The organism is Streptomyces sp. LX-29 (assembly GCF_029541745.1).
Taxonomy (GTDB): domain Bacteria; phylum Actinomycetota; class Actinomycetes; order Streptomycetales; family Streptomycetaceae; genus Streptomyces.
In genome coordinates this window covers 4,014,475-4,033,758 of the sequence record NZ_CP089746.1, presented here as the reverse complement: position 1 = coordinate 4,033,758, position 19,284 = coordinate 4,014,475, and the positions used below count along the sequence as shown (strand labels likewise).

The 19,284-nt window shown below is 69.0% G+C and carries 19 protein-coding genes and 1 tRNA gene; 4 read left to right on the top strand and 16 right to left on the bottom strand.

Translation table 11 applies throughout. The features are described from left to right. Window positions 1-934 precede the first annotated feature (934 nt). Window positions 935-1,927 carry a Yip1 family protein gene (locus tag LRS74_RS17390; RefSeq protein ID WP_277741861.1) on the top strand — a complete coding sequence of 331 codons (993 nt, stop codon included), beginning with the start codon at window positions 935-937 and terminating at the stop codon, window positions 1,925-1,927. 131 nt (window positions 1,928-2,058) lie between these two features. On the opposite strand, the gene LRS74_RS17385 is transcribed toward LRS74_RS17390, so the two are convergent. Both LRS74_RS17385 and dcd read right to left on the bottom strand, forming a co-directional pair. Beyond that, complete coding sequence (locus tag LRS74_RS17385; RefSeq protein ID WP_277741860.1) at window positions 2,059-2,556, bottom strand: phosphoribosyltransferase; 498 nt, start codon at window positions 2,554-2,556, stop codon at window positions 2,059-2,061. Window positions 2,557-2,591: 35 nt separating this feature from the next. Beyond that, a complete protein-coding gene (gene dcd / locus LRS74_RS17380) occupies window positions 2,592-3,167 on the bottom strand; it encodes a dCTP deaminase (protein WP_277741859.1) in 576 nt (191 codons plus the stop codon). Window positions 3,168-3,649: 482 nt separating this feature from the next. Here dcd and LRS74_RS17375 point away from each other — a divergent pair. Next, window positions 3,650-3,723: transfer RNA gene (locus LRS74_RS17375), tRNA-Gly, on the top strand. Between the two features lie 51 nt (window positions 3,724-3,774). On the opposite strand, the gene LRS74_RS17370 is transcribed toward LRS74_RS17375, so the two are convergent. From LRS74_RS17370 to LRS74_RS17320, 11 genes are all read right to left on the bottom strand, one after another. Next, the gene (locus LRS74_RS17370) at window positions 3,775-4,944 is read right to left on the bottom strand and encodes a tyrosine-type recombinase/integrase (protein WP_277741858.1); all 1,170 of its coding nucleotides are present in this window, start codon (window positions 4,942-4,944) and stop codon (window positions 3,775-3,777) included. After that, window positions 4,944-5,156 (bottom strand): excisionase family DNA-binding protein, encoded by a 213-nt coding sequence (locus tag LRS74_RS17365; RefSeq protein WP_277741857.1) that lies wholly within the window; start codon window positions 5,154-5,156, stop codon window positions 4,944-4,946. The genes LRS74_RS17370 and LRS74_RS17365 overlap by 1 nt, the downstream gene beginning before the upstream one ends. Before the next feature lie 291 nt (window positions 5,157-5,447). Beyond that, entirely contained in the window at window positions 5,448-7,250 is a 1,803-nt protein-coding gene (locus LRS74_RS17360) for a DnaB-like helicase N-terminal domain-containing protein (RefSeq protein WP_277741856.1), read from the bottom strand. 189 nt (window positions 7,251-7,439) lie between these two features. After that, window positions 7,440-7,634 (bottom strand): hypothetical protein, encoded by a 195-nt coding sequence (locus LRS74_RS17355; protein WP_277741855.1) that lies wholly within the window; start codon window positions 7,632-7,634, stop codon window positions 7,440-7,442. A gap of 5 nt (window positions 7,635-7,639) precedes the next feature. Then, window positions 7,640-7,879 (bottom strand): hypothetical protein, encoded by a 240-nt coding sequence (locus LRS74_RS17350; protein WP_277741854.1) that lies wholly within the window; start codon window positions 7,877-7,879, stop codon window positions 7,640-7,642. 34 nt (window positions 7,880-7,913) lie between these two features. Beyond that, window positions 7,914-8,165 (bottom strand): hypothetical protein, encoded by a 252-nt coding sequence (locus tag LRS74_RS17345; protein WP_277741853.1) that lies wholly within the window; start codon window positions 8,163-8,165, stop codon window positions 7,914-7,916. A 140-nt stretch (window positions 8,166-8,305) separates the two neighbouring features. Continuing rightward, window positions 8,306-10,528, bottom strand: coding sequence for a cell division protein FtsK (locus LRS74_RS17340; protein ID WP_277741852.1), 2,223 nt, complete (start codon window positions 10,526-10,528; stop codon window positions 8,306-8,308). A 154-nt stretch (window positions 10,529-10,682) separates the two neighbouring features. Beyond that, on the bottom strand, window positions 10,683-11,597 hold the full coding sequence (locus LRS74_RS17335) for a DUF2637 domain-containing protein (RefSeq protein WP_277741851.1): 915 nt from the start codon (window positions 11,595-11,597) through the stop codon (window positions 10,683-10,685). Next, window positions 11,594-11,950 carry a hypothetical protein gene (locus tag LRS74_RS17330; RefSeq protein ID WP_277741850.1) on the bottom strand — a complete coding sequence of 119 codons (357 nt, stop codon included), beginning with the start codon at window positions 11,948-11,950 and terminating at the stop codon, window positions 11,594-11,596. The genes LRS74_RS17335 and LRS74_RS17330 overlap by 4 nt, the downstream gene beginning before the upstream one ends. After that, on the bottom strand, window positions 11,947-12,249 hold the full coding sequence (locus LRS74_RS17325; protein ID WP_277741849.1) for a hypothetical protein: 303 nt from the start codon (window positions 12,247-12,249) through the stop codon (window positions 11,947-11,949). The genes LRS74_RS17330 and LRS74_RS17325 overlap by 4 nt, the downstream gene beginning before the upstream one ends. Before the next feature lie 107 nt (window positions 12,250-12,356). After that, entirely contained in the window at window positions 12,357-12,725 is a 369-nt protein-coding gene (locus tag LRS74_RS17320; protein ID WP_277741848.1) for a hypothetical protein, read from the bottom strand. 213 nt (window positions 12,726-12,938) lie between these two features. Between LRS74_RS17320 and LRS74_RS17315 the strand changes: the two genes are divergently transcribed. Together LRS74_RS17315 and LRS74_RS17310 are read left to right on the top strand one after the other, a co-directional pair. Beyond that, window positions 12,939-13,724, top strand: a complete 786-nt coding sequence (locus LRS74_RS17315) for a GntR family transcriptional regulator (protein ID WP_277741847.1) — start codon at window positions 12,939-12,941, stop codon at window positions 13,722-13,724. A 2-nt stretch (window positions 13,725-13,726) separates the two neighbouring features. Next, a complete protein-coding gene (locus LRS74_RS17310) occupies window positions 13,727-14,488 on the top strand; it encodes a glycosyltransferase family 2 protein (RefSeq protein ID WP_277741846.1) in 762 nt (253 codons plus the stop codon). A 7-nt stretch (window positions 14,489-14,495) separates the two neighbouring features. Here LRS74_RS17310 and LRS74_RS17305 read toward each other — a convergent pair whose 3' ends face one another. From LRS74_RS17305 to LRS74_RS17295, 3 genes are all read right to left on the bottom strand, one after another. Beyond that, window positions 14,496-17,438 carry a tetratricopeptide repeat protein gene (locus LRS74_RS17305; RefSeq protein ID WP_277741845.1) on the bottom strand — a complete coding sequence of 981 codons (2,943 nt, stop codon included), beginning with the start codon at window positions 17,436-17,438 and terminating at the stop codon, window positions 14,496-14,498. A gap of 396 nt (window positions 17,439-17,834) precedes the next feature. Then, window positions 17,835-18,326, bottom strand: coding sequence for a hypothetical protein (locus LRS74_RS17300; RefSeq protein ID WP_277741844.1), 492 nt, complete (start codon window positions 18,324-18,326; stop codon window positions 17,835-17,837). A 154-nt stretch (window positions 18,327-18,480) separates the two neighbouring features. Further along, window positions 18,481-19,236, bottom strand: a complete 756-nt coding sequence (locus LRS74_RS17295; protein ID WP_277741843.1) for a GntR family transcriptional regulator — start codon at window positions 19,234-19,236, stop codon at window positions 18,481-18,483. Window positions 19,237-19,284: the final 48 nt, after the last annotated feature.

Sequence of the window (19,284 nt, the reverse complement as noted above, 5' to 3'; positions counted from 1 at the left end):
ACGGGGCCGGGGACGGTCGGCGCGGCATGGTCGGGGGACGGCGGCGCGGCGGGGCCGGGGACGGTCGGCGCGGCATGATCGGGGGACGGCGGCGCGACGGCGTCGGGGACGGTGGGCGCGGCATGATCGGGGGACGGCGGCGCGACGGCGTCGGGTGACGGAGACGGGGCGGCCGAATCGCGCCGACGACCGGCGGCCGACTCGGACCGACGACCGGCGGCGGGCTCGGACGGGCGGCCGGCGGGCGCGGCACCGGACGCGGGGCCGGTCACGCCACCGGTCATGGGGCCGGTCATGCCACCGGGCACGCGGTCGGACTTGCCGCCAGGCACACGGTCGGACACCCCACCAGGCGTGGCGCCCGACACGCGATCAGGCACGCGGCCAGGCAGGCGATCGGACATGCGATCCGACATGCGATCGGGCATCGGACTACCCCGCACCCCACCCCCACGCCCACGCCCCGTTCCGGTCGAGCGCCCGCTCACCCTCACCCCGCGACGCGAACATGGCAGTAGTCCCCCGTTCCGTGCCTGTGAACAGTGCCCTCCCGGGCCGTGCCGATGGATCTGGTGCGCCGATCCTTGCCATGAACCGCCCCGCACCACAACACCGTTGACCATCTCGACAGCTTCATGTCTGACTTCTCGCCAGGTACGAGACGATTAACCCATTTGCACGAAACATCGGCGCCGCGACGGGGATAGTCTCAGACGGACTGTGCGCCACGCTCCGGAGACCGCACCTCGGAGGCCGTACATCGGCCCGGGGGCGGTGAGCCGGGTGGGGCGGGGGCGACGGGGCGTCGCTCCCGAGGCACAACCCCCCTGCCGGGGTGGGGAATCCCCCTAGGGGATGTCACAGCTAGGCCGCAATGCCCGTCCTGTTCCCACAGGTAGCCATGGCGCCCTCGCCGACCAGGTACGTTCGATTCGTGGCTGGATTCAGGATCGGACGTGGACGGGACCCGCAGCGGGACCCCCGCTCCGCGCAACAGGGACCGCATGGCCGGCAGGGGCCGTACCCGGGGCAGCAACCACCGCGGCAGCCGTACGGGCAGCAGCCCCGGCACGGCGGGCAGCCGCAGTGGCAGCAGCCCTCGCAGCAGGGTGAGCCGGAGTACTTCGACGGTCAGCACGGTTACGGGGGCGGCGGCAACGGCGGCGGACCGTCGGGTTATGGCAACGGCGGCGGACCGTCGGGCTACGGCAACGGCGGGGGTGGCGGCTACGGCGGCGGCCCGTCGTACGGGGCTCCGGGCGGCGAACCGGGTCAGACGCAGCAGTTCAGCGTGGGCGAGGCGCCGGGCTACGACCCGTACGGCGAGGGTGACGACTACCGCGACGACGGCTACCGCACGGGCCAGCCCCCCGCCCCGCCGGCGGGCCCCCGCCTTCCGTGGAAGGCGCTGCTGAGCGGCATCGTGCTGCGCCCCGCGGATACCTTCTGGCAGATGCGGGACTACGCGATGTGGGTCCCCGCCCTCATCGTGACGTTCATCTACGGCCTGCTCGCCGTCTTCGGCTTCGACAAGGCGCGTGAGGACGTGCTGAACGCGCCGATGTCCCAGAGCGTCCCGTGGATCCTCAGCACGGGCGTCGCCGTGGTGATCAGTGGACTGATCCTGGGCGCCGTGACCCACACGCTCGCCCGCCAGCTGGGCGGCGACGGCACCTGGGCGCCGACGATCGGCCTGTCTATGCTGATCATGTCGATCACGGACGCGCCGCGGCTGGTGTTCGCGATGTTCCTGGGTGGCGACAGCACGTTCGTGCAGGTGCTGGGCTGGGCGACCTGGCTGATGGCGGGGGCCCTGTTCACCTCGATGGTGAGCAAGTCGCACGATCTGCCGTGGCCGAAGGCGCTGGGCGCCTCGGCGATCCAGCTGCTAGCGCTGCTGAGCCTGATCAAGCTGGGGATGCTGTAGCGGTCGGTGCCGGGCGGCCGCGGCCGCCGGGCACCGAGAGGACGGAGAAACACGAGGGCCTCGGGGTTGGATCAACCCCGAGGCCCTCGTCCGTGTGGTGCGTCCGTGTCGTGCGGCGAACGCCGGCGACGTCAGGCGTCGAGTACCTGGCCCTCGCGGCGGACGACGGGCGGCTCGACACTCCACGGGAAGTTGATCCAGTCGTCGGTGCGCTTCCAGACGTACTCGCACTTCACGAGGGAGTGCGGCTTCTCGTAGATGACGGCGCTGCGGACCTCGGCGACCGTGCCGAGGCAGAAGTCGTGGACGAGCTTGAGCGTCTTCCCGGTGTCGGCCACGTCGTCGGCGATCAGGACCTTCTTGTCGGAGAAGTCGATCGCGTTCGGGACGGGGGCGAGCATGACCGGCATTTCCAGCGTGGTGCCGACCCCGGTGTAGAACTCCACGTTCACCAGGTGGATGTTCTTGCAGTCGAGCGCGTAGGCGAGACCGCCGGCGACGAAGACCCCGCCACGGGCGATGGAGAGCACGATGTCGGGCTCGTAGCCGTCATCGGCGATCGTCTGCGCCAGCTCGCGAATGGCGAGACCGAAGCGCTCGTAGGTGAGGTTCTCCCGGGGCGTACTCATGGGGAATTCAGACACTCTCTATAGGCTCTTGCGGCTCAGACCTGGGACCGATGGAAATTCATGTAGGAACGGGACGGCGTCGGCCCGCGCTGCCCCTGGTAACGGGAGCCGTACCGCGAGGAGCCATAGGGGTGCTCGGCCGGCGAGGTGAGCCGGAACATGCACAGCTGCCCGATCTTCATCCCGGGCCACAGCTTGATCGGCAGCGTGGCGACGTTGCTGAGCTCCAGGGTGACATGCCCGGAGAAACCGGGGTCGATGAACCCGGCCGTGGAGTGCGTCAGCAGCCCCAGCCGCCCGAGCGAGGACTTCCCCTCCAGCCGGGAGGCGATGTCGTCGGGAAGCGAGATGACCTCGTACGTCGAGGCCAGCACGAATTCGCCGGGGTGCAGGATGAACGCCTCATCCCCCTCCGGCTCCACCAGCCGCGTCAGGTCGGCCTGCTCGACGGCGGGGTCGATGTGCGGGTAACGGTGGTTCTCGAACACCCGGAAAAAGCGGTCCAGGCGCACGTCGATACTGGACGGCTGCACCATGCCGGGGTCGTAAGGATCGATCCGCACCCGCCCGGCGTCGATCTCGGTCCGGATGTCCTTGTCTGAGAGAAGCACGGGACGAGGATACGCAAACAACCCGCACGGCGCGGGCCCGCCCCAACCGGACCACCCCGCGCCGTGCTCCCCTTACGTACCGCTACCGCTTGTCCGGCACCACCGGCACCGCGTGCCGAAGCCGCGCACACCGCGGGCAGCGCAACAGCCGCCCGGGGCCGAGCCGCGCGGCCGTGAGATTCCGCATCGGGAACGAAGAGGTGCTGAACATGTGCCCTTCGGCACAACGGACGATGGTGCGCTCCATCGAGTCCCTTCCCCAAGACGTGAACGACAAAAGCCACATTAGGGGATGAACCACCCGCCGCTCCAAGCGGCACTCCGCCGCACCGGGGCTACCCCACCGTACGCCCCAACTCCCCCCGCCCACAGCCGCGTCCCGACCCTCCGCACAACAGAAAGACCCCGAGACAAGTGCGCCCGGGGTCAGGAATGGGGTACAGTGTGCGACGAATGAAGCGCTGAGCGAATCAGCGTCTTACGCGGGTGTAGTTTAATGGTAGAACATGAGCTTCCCAAGCTCAGAGCGCGAGTTCGATTCTCGTCACCCGCTCCAAGCAAAAGCCCCAGGCCAGCGGCCCGGGGCTTCTTTGTTGTCTAGACCGGCTCAAGCATCTCGTGCCAGATCCGTGCCAGATGCCCGCTCGCCGCGCTTCTCGGCGACCGCCTTCCGGTCGGCCCTGACGCGGGCGTCGATCCCCGCTGCCACCTCCCGTTGCCGCTCACGCGTCGAGTGCTGGTAGATCATCGCGGCCCGCTCGGAGGACTGCCCGGCGCGGACCATGGTGTCCTTGAGCGTCGCGCCCGACTGCGTCGAGAGGGTGTGCCCGGTGTGACGTAGATCGTAAAAGCGGAAGTTCTCCGGCAGTCCGGCCTTCACCCGCGCCTTCCGCCACTTCCGTCCAAAGGTCGACCGTCGGAACGGGGCTCCCTTCTCCCCCACGAACAGCAGGCCGTTCGGCTCCTTCTCCGCGAACCACTTCAGGTGCCTCTCCAGGTCCTTCCGCATGAAGGCCGGCAGGACGATGAACCGCATACCCGCCGCGGACTTCGTATCGCCGACGACCCGACGCCCGGTCGTCAGCTCCGGGGCGGCCCGGCGGACCCACACGCCGACGGCGTCGAGATCCACGTCCGGCCGCCGCAACTCCGCCTGCTCCTCCGGACGGGCGGGCCCGTACGCGGCGATGTAGACCATCAGCCGCCAGCGAGGCCCCATGGCGTCAGCCAGCACGTCCACCTGGTCCACAGTGGCGGTCGGGCGCTCCCCCGCCGACTCCTTGCCAGCGCCCCTGATCCGGCACGGATTCCGGCGGATCAACTCGTCCTCGACGGCAGTCTCCAGGACGGCCTTCAGCAGCCGGTAGGACTTGGCGACGGTGGTGTCCCCGGTCACCTCCAGCCGCTCAGCACGCCAGGTGCGGACGCGGGGCGGGGTGATCTCGTCCAGGTCCCAACCGCGGAACGTCGGGAGGATGTGCAGCCGCAGAAGCCTCCTGTACAGCTCGTCGGTGGTGGCGGACAGCCCGCGCTCCTTCACCCACCGCAGGGCGTACTCCTCGAAGTTGACCGCACCGGCGTCCGGGTCCTGCCAGTCGCCCCGACGCACTTCGGTCTGTTTCTCGGCCAACCAGTCGTCAGCCTCACCGGAGGTCTCAAAGGTCTTGGGAGCCGGGCGCATGACCCCGTCGGGACCCGGATAGCGCGCTTGGAAGCGACCGGACGGCAACTTCCGAACCGCTCCGAACCGACGCCGCTTGCCCTTCTTGTTGGCCATCAGGCGGCCCTTCCGATGCGGCGTCGGCGAGGCTGCACCGGGCGCACGGTGTTGGCCTCGATGTACTCGCGGATGATGCTTTCCGGGATCCGGACGTGGCGCCCGACCTTGACGTAAGCGATGCGGCGTTCGGCGATCAGCCGGCGGGGGAAGCGGTCGGTGGTGCCGAGGAGCTCGGCGACCTGGGCGACGCTGAGGTACCGGTCATGCATGGGTCGGTTCCCCTTCATGAACTCTCCTGATCTGTGCGGGCGGGGAGATCAGGGCGGCGGCGATGTCCTTTGCACGGGAGTGCCGCCGCCCCGGTGTCGCTGGGGCGGAAAGAGCGGTAAGGGTGGTAAGCGGTCTGAGCTGGGTCTTTGCCGGGGCGGTAAGGGATCCTGGAAGCAGGCGGAAAGAGCGGGCTGTTATGCGCTGCGGATCTTTCGGCCGGCTTTCCGCCGCCGTTATCGACTCGGTGTTCTCCCAGCTCAGGCGGCTTATCGCCCTTCGCGCCCTTCCACCTAGCCGATGTAGGCGAGAACGGTGGCCGGGCGGCCGCCGCTCGGACGCTGGGTTCGGATGTAGCCGGGCAGGTCGAGGAGAGCCGCGATGAGCCGGTCGCGCTCGGCCTTGAGGGTGTTCTTGAACAGCTTCCGGACCTGGTCGGCGGTCAGACCGTCGGCTCCGGCCGCACGCACGGCGGCGGCGAGCTTGTCGACCTTCGGATCTCCGGAGACATCGCCCAGGAGATGTAAGGCCGACGCGCGGGCGTAGTTCAGCAAGTGCCAGGCCGCCCTCATGTGCTGTTCGGCGATCGTGTCCGTGTGATCGCACAGGGCGTAGACCATGGCGACCCGCTGGACATACGGCGCGGCGCGGGCGGTGAACTGGGCGATCACGCCGCCCGCGGAGTCGTCGCTGAGCGCCGGATAGACCTCGTCGCAGTAGAGGGCCCAGGCATCGGGGCTGAACCCGACCTCCTCCACGCGGGCGGCGTCGGCGAGGACCGTGCGCCAGCCGGCTGCGAGGTTGGCGACCAGCTCCGGGCTGGCGCCCCGCGCTCCGGGCAGGACGAGGTTGCGGTGGCAGAAGATCGGCAGGAAGCGGTTGTATGTGCCGCCGGCCATCTCGGAGCCCTGCATCTTGGCCCGGAACTCCTCGGGGGTGATGTGGCCCAGGATCGCGATGTGGGGGTCGGTGGCCTTGAGGGATTCGCGGACCATCGAGCCGAGCGAGTCGCCGTCCCACGCCTGCCGCAGCACGCCGGGCAGGCTGCTGCCCTCGCGCCGGCCGCGGGCCATCGTGACGGCGTATTCGGACTCGACGACCCACAGCCGCTTGTCGAGGCTGGCGGGCTTGGCGGTCTCGCCCTGGTCGTCCTTCACGTACTCGATCAGCCCCTCACCGGAGTTCAGTCCGCGCGGGGTGTGGTCGGGCCCGAAGAAGTCCGGCAGCGCCTCGGCGAGCACGCGACGTGCCGTGGAGGTGGCGGAGCCCTTGCGGCCAGATGAGGTGGGGCCGATGGTCAGGGCCCAGATCAGGCAGGGGTGCCGATCGTTGCCCACCATCAGATGCGGACCGCGGCCGATGACGGCTCCTGCGGCGGAGAGCAGGTTGACCAGGACGGCGATGGGGTCCGCCTCCGTGGTGGCGTCCAGTTGGGCCACGGTCTCGCCGATCCAGCCGCAGAACACGTCCGGGTGAGGGGTCGGGCCCGGCCGGTGGGGGCGGCGGAGCCCGGGGAGCGGGTCGTAGAGCGGGTTGGACGGCGGGGCCGGCTTGTCGGCCGTCGGGTCCTCCGCGGCCGCGGGCCGGGCCTCCAGCTCGCGCGCCTCGGCGAGCACGGCGGCGCGGACGTCCTCTGTACCCATCCCCGGGTCGGCGGCCAGACTCGCGAGCCGGTGTCCGGTCTCGATCAGTCGGCGGCGCTCCGCCTTGTCGCGGACGATCTCCGCGTAGTACCCGGCGTTCGCGACCGTGGGCACGGCCTGGACGAGGGTGTGCAGGTAGCTTGCGCCGCCGATGCGGCTCAGGTCGCCGCGCTCGTCGAGGTGGTGGGCGAGGGTGACCGGGTCGACCGGCTGTGCTCCGTCGTGCATCTCGCGGATCGCGCGGTGGATGGTCTCGTGCGCGGGCCGGTAGTGGTCGGCCGGGTCCATGACCTCGACCACCTCGTCGATGGCGGCTGCGGAGAGCAGCATTGCCCCCAGCACGCTCTGTTCTGCGTCCAGATCCTGAGGCGGCAACCAGTCGGCGCGCGGCTCCGGACCGCCGTAGTGGTGCCGTACGAGGCCACCGTGCGGCGGCATGGCCTCGGCTGTCATGATGGGCGTCTCCTGTTGTCTTCGGGCGGCAGGGAGACCGGGGCGGCGGCGATGTCCTTGCACGGGAGCGCCGCCGCCTCGGGTGTTTCTACGGCTGCGTGGCGGGGCGGATGGGGCATCCCCGATGCGACTTGTTGATCGGTGCGGCGGGGACGTGCGGAGCCCTGAGCCGCTCGGTGTTCGTCATGGCTAGTCCCCGATGTCGGCGATAGCGGTGGCGATGGAGTCGGTCAGTTGGTTGATGGCCGGGGCGGCGTCGGTGTCGGCGAGGTAGAAGCCGAACAGCACCGCCAGGAGCGCACCGCCGGCGGCGAGGGTGCGCATCTTGAGCGCGACCAGCAGCGCGACGCCCAGCAGGACGACGACGGATACGGTGATGGCCATTCAGATCACCGTCGTCCGCGCTTCTTGGCGGCCTTCTCGCGGGCCGCGGCCAACTCGGCCTCGCGGCGAGCGCGGGCGTTGTCGCGGGCGCGCTGCTCGGCCCGGGCCTCGATGGCATCGATCTGCTTGTCGATGCGGCGGGTGTTGGCGTGCTCGTCGGCGAGGATCAGCCGGGAGCCCTTGGCGATGAGGCGCAGGCGCTTGAGGCGTTCGGCGGCGGTGTAGGAGCGCTCGGGAAGCGGCATGGTGGCGGGTCTCCTTCGGGTGATGGGTATGGATTCAGCGGGTGCCGTCGCGGCGAAGGCGGCGGGCGCGGTTGTGGAGGCGGCGGCCGATCCGGAGGCGCTTGCCTTCGCCGCGGCAGCGGCGGCAGATGCGGCCGACCTTGGCTCGACCGCGGCGGGTGACGCGGACCTTCGCGCCGAAGCCGTCGCACTTGCGGCAGTCGCCGAACGGCGAGACCGCACACAGCACGACGTAACCAAGAGTGACGACAAAGAGGGTGAGGTTAGCGAGCAGCGCGAGGGTCACCAGGTGCCTTCCAGGGCTGATTCCGGGGTTTCCCCGGGTCGGCCGCTATCTGCTAGCGGACTGATCAGTGGGTGTGTGAGCTGCTAGCGGGGTCGCTACCGGTAGCGAGTTCCGCCGCTACCGGTAGCGGGCTTCCCGGGCTAGTGAGCGCCGCGCTTCTTGTCGCGCTCTGTGATCGCCTTGACGATGTCGGCGCGGACGATTCCGCGCTTGTTGACCTGCTTGCCGTCGATGCGGCGGCTGATCTGCTCGGTGCCGATGCCGTACGGCTTGAGAGCGGTGGTGAGCTGTTCGGCCTTCGGCTTGGGCTCCATCTGGGCCCAGGCGCCGTAGACCTCGGGCCGGGTCTCGGCGAGCCGGTCGACCACGGTCTCGGACCACACCTTGGTCTCACCGCGGCCCAGCACGGCGGCCACGTCGTCCAAGACGGAGGTGAGCGCAGCGTCCTTGGGCGCCTCACCGGCGGCGTCGCCGGTCAGGGTCTCCTCGGCCTCTCGCAGGGCACGGGCGCGGATGAGGATCGTCTCCGCGTCGCGTCCGTCGGCGAGGTAGGTGCGCACGATCCCGGAGTCGTCGGTCATGCCCTTGAGGAGACCCACGCCCTTGTGGGACTTCAGCAGCCGGGACGCGTCCAGACCTTCGCTGTAGGAGCCGGCGCCGAGGATGGTGTCAGAGACCTGGTACGCGCCGACCCGCAGCGCGAACCGCGCCTGGTGCTGATCACGAAGCACCGACGGGCACGCTGTGTCGTCCGGCTTCTGCGTCGCGGTCATCACCGAGACCCCGACCGCCGGGGCGACCCTGGCGAGGAAGACCAGCAGCTCCAGGATGGTCTTCCCGTGCACCGGGTGCATCAGGTACTCCTGCACCTCATCGACCACGAACAGCACCAGCGGCATGTTGTACCGCATGTCCTGAGAGATGGCCGGGGTGAGCTTGCCCTCCGGGCAGATGTGCAGCGGGAGTTCGGACAGCCGGTGGTAGCGGTCCTCCACGTCGGCCTTCAGCTCCTGGAGGGAGGAGACCAGGTGCATCACCGGGTCCACACCCTTCTGCGCCACGGTCCCGAACCCGATCCGGTGCGCGACGTTGACGAACGCGCGCCAGTCCGGCGACGCCTTCCCGTCGAACACGTACAACCTGACGTACGGATCCAGCGCCGCGGCGAGCGCGATCGTACGGGCGGAGAACGTCTTGCCCTGCCGCGGGACCGCGCCGACCAGCAACGAGAGCCACAGCATGCTGATGGCGACCTCGTTGCCGCGCTCGTCACGGCCCCAGGGGAACGGCTTCCAGAAGTCCACCCGCGAAGCGCCCAGCAGCGGGGTGCGGCCGGTGGGCACCGCGAGCGGGTCGCGGTTGGCCACCCACATCGACACCCGCCGGGAGCTGGTCGTATCGCGGTCCAGGAAGACCTGGGTCTCGGCCACGTCGATGCCGGAGGCGAGAGCTTCGCGCTTCTTGACGGCGTCGGCGAACGTCTTGCCGTACGGCAGATCGACCACCACCCGCCAGCCGTCGCCGTCCTGCCGGATCGGCTGCGGGAACGCGATGCCCTGGTCCTTGGTGGTCAGCCCGGCCGCCACGAACGCGCGGCTGACGATGTCGGACGTCAGCTTGCGGTGCCGGAACTTCACCTTGGCCACATCGATCAGCGGCCGGTCCGCCGGCGTCCCCACCGCACCGAGCACGGCGGTGACGGCGAGGGCCGACAGCCAGCCCAGCCAGGTGGGCGCCAGCACGTAGAGCGCCAGCGCTGCACCCAGCCCAACGATGGCGGCCAACGCGGTGATGGCGCCGCGCAGGCGTACCCGCGCGTCCCGCCTGCGGGCGAGCACCATGTATTCCCCGGCGTCCTCGGCGAGCACCGCCGCGGCCCGCAACGGCCTGCCCTCGGCGTCGAAGACCCACCGGAAGGTGCCGGCCGTGCAGCGCCACACGCCGCGCGGCGCGTAGCCGAGGAGCTTGGCCGAGTACACGGGTGTGCGGAGCAGGTGGTAGAGGCTGGTCTGGCCGTAGTGGCCGGCGGCCCACCTGGCGACCGCGGCGCGCTGCTTGGCGCTGGTCAGCCAGTCCGGCAGGACCGGCCGGCGGGCCTTGTCCTTGGCCTCGATCACGTCGGCGATCGACGGCGGGTAGAGGTGTGGGGACGGGTCGACCGGATCACCCTCCGCCACCTGCCCGTCGTCGTCCGGGTTCTCGTCGGGAAGCTCGGCCTCCCACTCGCCGGGCTTGACCTCGCCCGCGGCGAGAGCATCGGGGTCGGCCGGCTTCTTCTTCAACGGGAACGGCAGTACCTCGGCCGTCGTGTCTTCCGGCGCTTTGGGGGCTTTCGGCGGAGGGGAGGTGGTTGTCTCCGTCATGATGGTGCGTGCTCCTTCACTGATGTGTTGGGAGTGCCGGGGCCCGGCCGCTGCTTTGGTCGGTGTGAGACCGGGCCCCGTGTCAGGCCGTGCGGATCAGAGCTGGTTCGTTGGGCGCACGATTGGCGCTCGATGCCCAGGCCGGGCAGCGCCGTCAGGAGCCGGCGGCCGCGCCGACTAGGTGCGGGCGGCGGTCCGCTTCGGCGGTCCGGCGTTCTTCCACGGCCTTGATGCGTTTGCGGCCCCAGCCCTCTGAGAACCCGAACTCCCGGCCCAGCGCGGCCGGGCCGATCGGGTTTCCGGCATCGAGGGACTCGGCGTACGCCTGTTCTGCACGCTGACGCGTACGCTCCAGCTCCGCCTCGTCGAACGCCCGGTCCGCCGCCTTCCGCCCGGCCGTACGGCCGGTGCGTGCGGTGGTCGTACGCAGCGTCTTCTCAGGTGCGGGCGTACGGGGTGTGACCTGCGCGTTCGGACCGTACGAGGGCTCCCGCGTACGGGCGCCCGTGCGCTCCGGCTCCACCTCAGCGGCGGAAATGGAGCGCGCGTTCGACTCCGGGTGTACGGGGTGCGTACGCGGCCCCTCCGGGGCCGTACGCTCGCCCTCTCCCGCGGCCGGTACGGCCGCGACCGCGTCAGCGTCGGGGCGGTGGTGCAGGACTCGGGCGACCAGGTCGGAACCGAAGAAGATGGAGCCGACCGGCAACGAGGTGGCCAGCAGCACGAGTGCCCAGTTCGCCGGGTCCCAGTCAGCCAACCGGCCCCAGACGACCGACCGGGCGTGGAACTGTGGCACCAGCCCGTGTACGTAGTTCAGAACGAGCGAGGCCAGGGTGTACGCGGCCAGCACGCGCAACGCGAACCGCTTGTCGGCGCGATCGAGCACCAGCGTGGCGACCAGCGCCAGCGCCATGAGGCCGTCGACCACGAACGGGTACAGCGTCGCGGCCGTGTTGTCCGCCCCGACCGCCTTCGCCACGTCTCGCAGCGCGTTCCACGAGACGCGGAACGCCATGCCGACCACGGCGACCAGCGCGAGAACGAGCAGCGTCCTACCAGTGCGGTTCACGCGCCACCGCCCGCTGTGGCGATGAGGACATCGCCGTATGCGGTCAGTCGGATGCGGGCGCCGGCGTACTCGGTGTATCCGGTCAACACACGGGTGCGGCCGCCGCTCTGTTCGCCGTACTCGATACCGCCGGGCTCGATGCTCAACGCCTCGCGCCACGCCTCGAACGCGGCGAGGTCGCCGAAGAACTGGAGGCTCAACTGATCCGGGTAGATGGTGGAGATCGACAGGGACGGAGCCGGAAGGCTCGCGTGCACGGTGGCCAGCGCGTGCAGGGCAAGCACGGGCGTGCTCAGCTCCCCCAGGGTCAGCGGGCGGAACTCCTGCGACCCGAAGTCCTTCCTGGTCGTCATCGGTCCCCCTTCCCGGCGGCGCCGTCCTCGGCCCCGCGCCGAGGCGCCGGCGCGGCCATGCTCAACAGGTCCTCGGCGTCCGCCTCGATCGCGGCGACCGTCAGCCGGATCACGAGGTCGATGACGTTCGGGTCCTGCTCCTCGGCGAAGATGTCGCGCGCCGCGGCCAGCCGGCCCGCCCGCTCCTCCTCGCTCTCCCCCTTCACGCCAAGCCAGAGTTCGGGCGGCGTGCCGAGGGACAGTTCAACGGTCTCGTCGTGGATGGCGACCAGGCGGCCGCCGACGAGGTAATGCGTCACGGTGTGCTCCTGTTCTCGCGTGGACAGGGAGACCGGAGCGACGGCGATGTCCTTTGCACGGGAGGACCGCCGCGCCGGGGTGGAGCAAGGCCAGACGAGGGCTGTGATCAGACGCGGATCCGGCGCGGCCGCTGGAAGGTGTTGACCAGGCCACCGGTGATCGTGGTCAGCGAGGCGATGGTCACGAAGGTGGTCAGCAACAGGTCCGCCCCCAGGTTGTGGACCGAGATCCCGTTCACCACGGCGACGGCCAGCCCGAGCACGACGAAGAGCAGCGTCGCGAGCGACTGGCCGGTGGTCACCGGCTTGAAGGAGCGGGCCACGAGCTCCAGGTCATGCGGCTGGATGGCGCGCACGGTGCCGCCGCTGACCTGGACGCAGACCATGTTGCCGTGGCTGTGGCTGGCGAAGCCGGCCACGGTGCCGAGGGTCTGGTCGTTGTGGACGCGGACGACGTCGCCGAGGGCGAGAAGCACGGGGATCTCCTTCGCGGATTAGGCCGGTGGCCGCGCGGCGCCGCGCCTCGGTCGGCGGGCATGGCACAGCACTGCTGGCGAGTCCTTAAGAGGTCTTGTGCTTAAGACCTCTTAAGGACTTGACCCGACCATAGAGACGCAGACCTCATGTCGTCAACACCTCTTAAGGACTTAAGCTGTGGGTGTCGGACGACGTGAAAGGCGGTGGGCACCATGGCGAGGTACGAGCGGATCGCGGATGCGCTCCGGCAGCGCATCAGGACCGGTCACCTCCAGCCGGGACAGAAGCTGCCGGCCGAGGCCGAACTGGTGACGGAGTACAAGACCACGCAGCCGACGCTGCGCAAGGCCCTGGCCGAGCTCCAGGCCGAGGGGCTGATCGACAAGCGGCACGGCGTGGGGAACTTCGTCCGCAAGCCCCGCCAGCGGGTCGAGCGGAACAACTCGCGCCACCAGTGGGAGAAGGACCGGGCCCGCCGTTCCGAGGAAGAGCGCCTGACGACCGGCGCCACCGAGCACGACACCGGGCTCACCATCTCCGACCTCGTGTTCAGGGCCTCATACCGCGACACCAAGGCCAACGAGGACCTGGCCGACGCCTTCGGCGTGCCGGTCGGCACGCGACTGCTGGAGCGGGTCTACCGCACGCGCTCCGACGGCGAGGACGCGCCGTTCAACCTCGCGCACTCATACCTCATCCACGACATGGTCGCGGTCGACCCCGATCTCCTGGACGAGACCAAGGAGCCGTGGCCCGGGGGTACACAGAACCAGCTCCACCGCGTCGGCATCGAGCTCGACCGCATCGTCGAGCGGATCACGGCCCGACCGCCGACCGTGGAAGAGACCGAGGAGCTCGGCCTCAGCAAGGGCGTCTCCGTGATCGTCCTGCGAAAGACCTCGATCGACACCACCGGACGCGTGGTGGAGATCTCGGACGTGACCCTGCCCGGAGACCGGACGGAACTGGTCTTCACGACTCCCCTGACCAGGTGGTAACCATGACGAATCTGATCTCCGTGATCACCCCGGTGCACGCGCCGGCCGCCGAGTACCTGGCCGACGCCTACAAGTCGCTCCTGGACCAGGAGTTGCCCGATGGCTGGGACTGGCAGTGGGTCATCCAGGAAGACGGCGAGACGGACGCCGTCCGACCGTACGTCCCCGACGACGCCCGCATCAGCTTCGGCCAGGGCCGCCCCGGCCGCGCCGGCGTCGCCCGCACGATGGCGCTCTCCCGCGCCGAAGGCCGATACGTCAAGGTTCTGGACGCCGACGACATGCTGACCCCGGGCTCCCTCGCCCGCGACCTGGCCGCGCTGGAGCACGACCCGGAGCTCGGCTGGGCCACCTCGCGCGTACTGGACCTCCTGCCCGACGGCTCAACCGTCGGCTTCGACCAGGACCCGCCCGAAGGACCCATCGACATGGGCGCCGTCCTAGCCCACTGGAAGGCGCACAACTACCGCGCCCAGGTCCACCCTGCGACGCTTTTCGTGCGCCGTGACCTGTTGTTGGCGCTGGGTGGGTGGATGGCCCTGCCGGCGTCGGAGGACACGGGGCTGTTGCTGGCCCTGAGCGCGGTGAGCCGCGGGTGGTTCAGCGCGGAGACGGGGCTGCTCTACCGGAAGTGGCCGGGACAGGTCACGAGCCAGGCGGCGCACGTGAACGAGGGAGAGCGGGAGGCGCGGTTCGCGGTGGTCGAGGCTCGGGCTCGGGTGCTGGCGGCGATGGATGGGTGGCGGTTCGGGGGGAACGGCTGATCACCTGCTACGAGGGCGACTGATTGCTGCCTTCTGTCTCGTTGAGGGCTTCACGTGCTCGGGCAAGGTTGCGACGACGTACGGCGGTCTTCGGGTGGTCGGGGCCCAGCGTGGCCTCGGTAATCGCCAAAGCACGCTCCTGCAGAGGCAGAGCTTCAGCGTGCCGCCCCAACTCGCCATAATTCACTGCAAGGTTGCCAAGACACAGACCAGTGTCTGGGTGGTCGGAGCCCAGCACAGCCTCGATGATCGCCAAAGCACGCTCCTGCAAAGGCAGAGCTTCAGCGTGCCGCCCCAACTCGCCATAAGTCGCTGCAAGGTTGCCAAGACACAGACCAGTGTCTGGGTGGTCGGAGCCCAACGCAGCCTCGGCGATCGCCAAAGCACGCTCCTTCAAAGGCAAGGCTTCAGCGTGCCGCCCCAGTGCGCTATAAGTCGCTGCAAGGTTGCCAAGCCGCAGGCCAGTACTGGGGTGGTCGGAGCCCAGCACAGCCTCGGCGATCGCCAAAGCACGCTCCTGCAGAGGCAGAGCTTCAGCGTGCCGCCCCAGCTCGCTATAAGTCGCTGCAAGGTTGCCAAGACACAGACCAGTACTGGGGTGGTCGGAGCCCAGCACAGCCTCGGCGATCGCCAAAGCACGCTCCTCCAGAGGCAGAGCTTCAGCGTGCCGCCCCAGCTCGCTATAAGTCGCTGCAAGGTTGCCAAGACACAGACCAGTGTCTGGGTGGTCGGAGCCCAGCACAGCCTCGGTGATCGCCAAAGCACGCTCCTGCAAAGGCAAGGCTTCAGCGTGCCGCCCCAGCTCGCCATAAGTCGCTGCAAGGTTGCCAAGACACACGGCAGTGTCTGGGTGGTCGGAGCCCAGCACAGCCTCGGTGATCGCCAAAGCACGCTCCTTCAAAGGCAGAGCTTCAGCGTGCCGCCCCAGCTCGCCATAAGTCATCGCAAGGTTGCCAAGACACACGGCAGTGGTCGGGTGGTCGGAGCCCAACGCAGCCTCGGTGATCGCCAAAGCACGCTCCTGCAAAGGCAAGGCTTCAGCGTGCCGCCCCAGCTCGCCATAAGTCATCGCAAGGTTGCCAAGCCGCAGGCCAGTGTCTGGGTGGTCGGAGCCCAGCACAGCCTCGGTGATCGCCAAAGCACGCTCCTTCAAAGGCAGAGCTTCAGCGTGCCGCCCCAGCTCGCCATAAGTCACTGCAAGGTTGCCAAGACACACGGCAGCGGTCGGGTGGTCGGAGCCCAACGCAGCCTCGGCGATCGCCAAAGCACGCTCCTTCAAAGGCAAGGCTTCAGCGTGCCGCCCCAGCTCGCCATAAGTCGCTGCAAGGTTGCCAAGCCGCAGGCCAGTACTGGGGTGGTCGGAGCCCAGCACAGCCTCGGCGATCGCCAAAGCACGCTCCTCCAGAGGCAGGGCTTCAGCGTGCCGCCCCAGCTCGCCATAAGTCGCTGCAAGGTTGCCAAGACACACGGCAGTGGTCGGGTGGTCGGAGCCCAACGCAGCCTCGGCGATCGCCAAAGCACGCTCATCTAGGGGCAACGCATGGCCAGCTCGCCCACGCGCCCTCGCATAGATTCCCGCAAAGTTGAGTAGCAGAGCCAAATCTGCGTCAGCCTGGTGCGGAGGATAGTGACCAGCGGCAGCTTGGACATGGGGTAGAAGCTCTTGCCAGTACGGCCAATCCCGCGCCTCTCGAGGATCTTGGCGTTCGGCAGCCGTCAAAAGCAGCACAACAGCGACGTTGGCTGGATGAGGGGGAGCTGGGTTCGGTCGACGTCGTCGAACGATCGGCAGACGCCATCGCCTCTTAGCTGAGGGACGAGACAGCGTGGTGGTGCGCAACACGGCTTGCAGGAGTCGGTGCACAACGACGGCATTCTCGCTCAGAGACACCATGCTGTAGGCAGCAAGGAGCCCCAATGCCTGATCGACATCCACATGTATGGGGAGGAACTCAAGGACACTGCGGGGCAGAGGGGTCGGGCCAAGGTAGGCAAGAATGCGCAGCAGGTAGACCGCGTTGGGGTCGGCGGCCTGGAGCGCGTCGAAGGACAGATGCCAGAGACGAGCAATTGTCCGCTGATGAGGGTCGCCGGGAGTGGTGGTGGCGAGGACTGCTGCCGGATCGTCCCGGAACCGCGCCACGTAGGAGCTGGGACTCGTGCAGGTCCGCGCAAGATATGCGCCGGCCTGCTGAAGAGCCAAGGGAAGGTGTCCGAGCTCGGCAGCAAGCTCGTTCAACACTTCGGTGTCAGCGTCCTCACGGCGGCCGGTGAGGTCACGCAGGACGGCTAGGGACGCCTCGGGGTGAAGGGTGTCCAGGTAAATCAGGGCCCCCATTCCGTCCCATGGGAGGTGGCGTCTGGTGGTGATCAGCACTTGTCCCGTCGAAAGGCGCCCCAAGAGATCGTGCAGGTGAGCGGCATCCTCCACGTTGTCCAAGACCAAAAGCCAGCCGGTGCGACCTTGAAGCCAGCTCACCGCCCAGGCTGCTGCCTCGTCCAGAGGCAGGGCGACATGCACTGGGTTCAGCGTGACTGCCAGCGCTGCCAGGCCTGCGGTCACCTCCTCGGCAGACTCGGCGGTGATCCACCACACCGGCCCGCGTCCGCTACTCAGGTGACGTCGCGCATGATGCAGCACCAGGGTGCTCTTGCCCACCCCACCCATGCCGCGCACACTCTGGGCGACGATCCCCGTACCGGTGGAGGGTAGTGACGCCAGCGTCTCCAAGGCGTCTTCTCGGCCTTCGAAGACCGTGCTGGCAGGGTTCGGCAGGTTGTTGAGGCACGCCGCCGATTCCTCGGTCACCGCCGGCCGCAGCGCATCAGGAGGCAGGACCAGGGTTCGCTGTTCGATCCGAGGATTGTCGCCCGTGGCGACAACCCCAGAGTTGCTGTCCGCCGCAGCCGATCGCCCTCCGGCCGCAGCGGGACCGTGCGACAGGCTCATCGTCGGACCGTGCCTCCGTCACCGGTGATGATGACGCCGGAGTTGTCACCTGCGGCCACGGACCGTTCTCCCGATGCGGTGTTTCCCTGCGGTGGTCCGGGTGCCGGCCCTGGAGCGGAACCGATCACCGATGCCGCCCAGGCGCCCAGCAAGCCGGCGATGACCGCCCCCGCGCCTGCTCCGGTGGCGATGCGCTCCGGCCGATCCCACGGCAAAACGAGGTCGCCCAGCCATACGCACAAGCCGAAGACGGCCAAGGCCCCGACGGTCACTAACAACCAACGCGCGGTACGTGTCACTCGTGCCTCCCCGTAAACCCGGCACCGCTATGGTCCCCCATCCGCGAAGGTCACAACAGCGCTTCGGTCAACGCCCGTCGTGACCAGCCGGGAATGGTCATGATCCGTCGTTCTCGACCTCGGCCCGCGAGTTGGGGAGGAGCAGCCCACGCGCCGTGTGCTGCTGTCCGTCAAAATCGCCGCTCACCCCGAGGTCGTACCTCGCCCGCTCGTGGAAACGGTTGATCGCTTCGAAGGCGACGGTGTGCAGTTGACGCCACGCAGCCAAGGTGCCGTCCACCACGCCTCGCGCCTGCCACCCGATGGCGGCCGTTGCCTCCTGCACCGAGTGGGCGACCTCGATCACCTCGTCCCCGGCGAGCAGCATCACGCGTTCGAACGCGAGCGCCTGGGCGATGCCCATGCTCGTGAGGTCTTCCTCCAGCTCACGCTCGGTTCGCGCCACCGTGCGCATCTCCTCGCGGACTTCGTACAGCAGCACTGAGGCGTGGATCGAGGACCGGACCCGACCTATGTACTCCGCGTAGGCGTCGAGCTTGTGCCCGTCCCAGCGGGTGCGGAGTGCCTGCTTGCGCCTGCTCCGTTCCATGAGCTCATTCGTAGCGTACGAAGTCAGGGCGCCGAGTATGACCGCGGCGATCGTTACTAACTGGGCGATCGCGTCCAAGGAATTTCCCCCCGCAAGGCTCGTCGGCTCGGGGCCGGGAGCTCTTCCTCTCGGTCGTTCTGGCCGGCCCGAGCCCCTATCGGACGGGGATCTCGTAGACGATCTCGCTGTAGGCCGCCGGGATGACGATGTCCGCCGTCTCTACCGGGCGGCCGTCCTCGCTGTAGTACGTCCGCTGGATGTGGGTCACGAGGGCACCCTTCGGCACGCCCAGGAGATTCGCCTCGTCGGCGGTAGCGAGCCTCGGTTCCGGCTGTTCCACCGCGTGGCTGACCACCACGTCGATCGCGGCCATGCGCTCGACCACACCGCGGCCGGCGTAGGGGCCGCCCTCGGGCAGGACCACGATGGTGCCGCCGGTGAGGGCGTACGGCTCCCAACTGGTCGACAGCTGCACGGGTTTGCCGTCGAGCAGGAACTCGTACTCCGTACGGACGCACAGCTCGCCAGGGGCGAGGCCGAGCCGCGCCGCGATCCCCGCCGGGGCCGGGACCTTGGCTTCGGTTCGATGTTCCCAGGAGCCGTCCTTGCCCAGGCTGGCCAGGTCCGCGCGGAACGGCGACCCGCCGTGCTGTTCGCGGGCCGAGGACCGGACCATGCGCACTCGCTCCCGCGGTTCGGCCACGTAGGTACCGGATCCGGCGCGGCCTTCGAGGAGCCCCTGGGCGATGAGTAGTTCCTGCGCGCGGCGGACGACGTTGTCGCCGACAGCGTAGTCCTGCGCGAGTTGGGCGCGGGAGGGAAGTCGGTCGCCGGGCGACCATTCTCCGCTGGCGACGCGCTGCCGCAGTTGGTCGGCGACGGCGAGATAGGGCGGCAGCTCCGCAGGCATGTGGCAAATCTAGTCCACTAGCTCTAATCTAGTTAACTAGCTTCACCC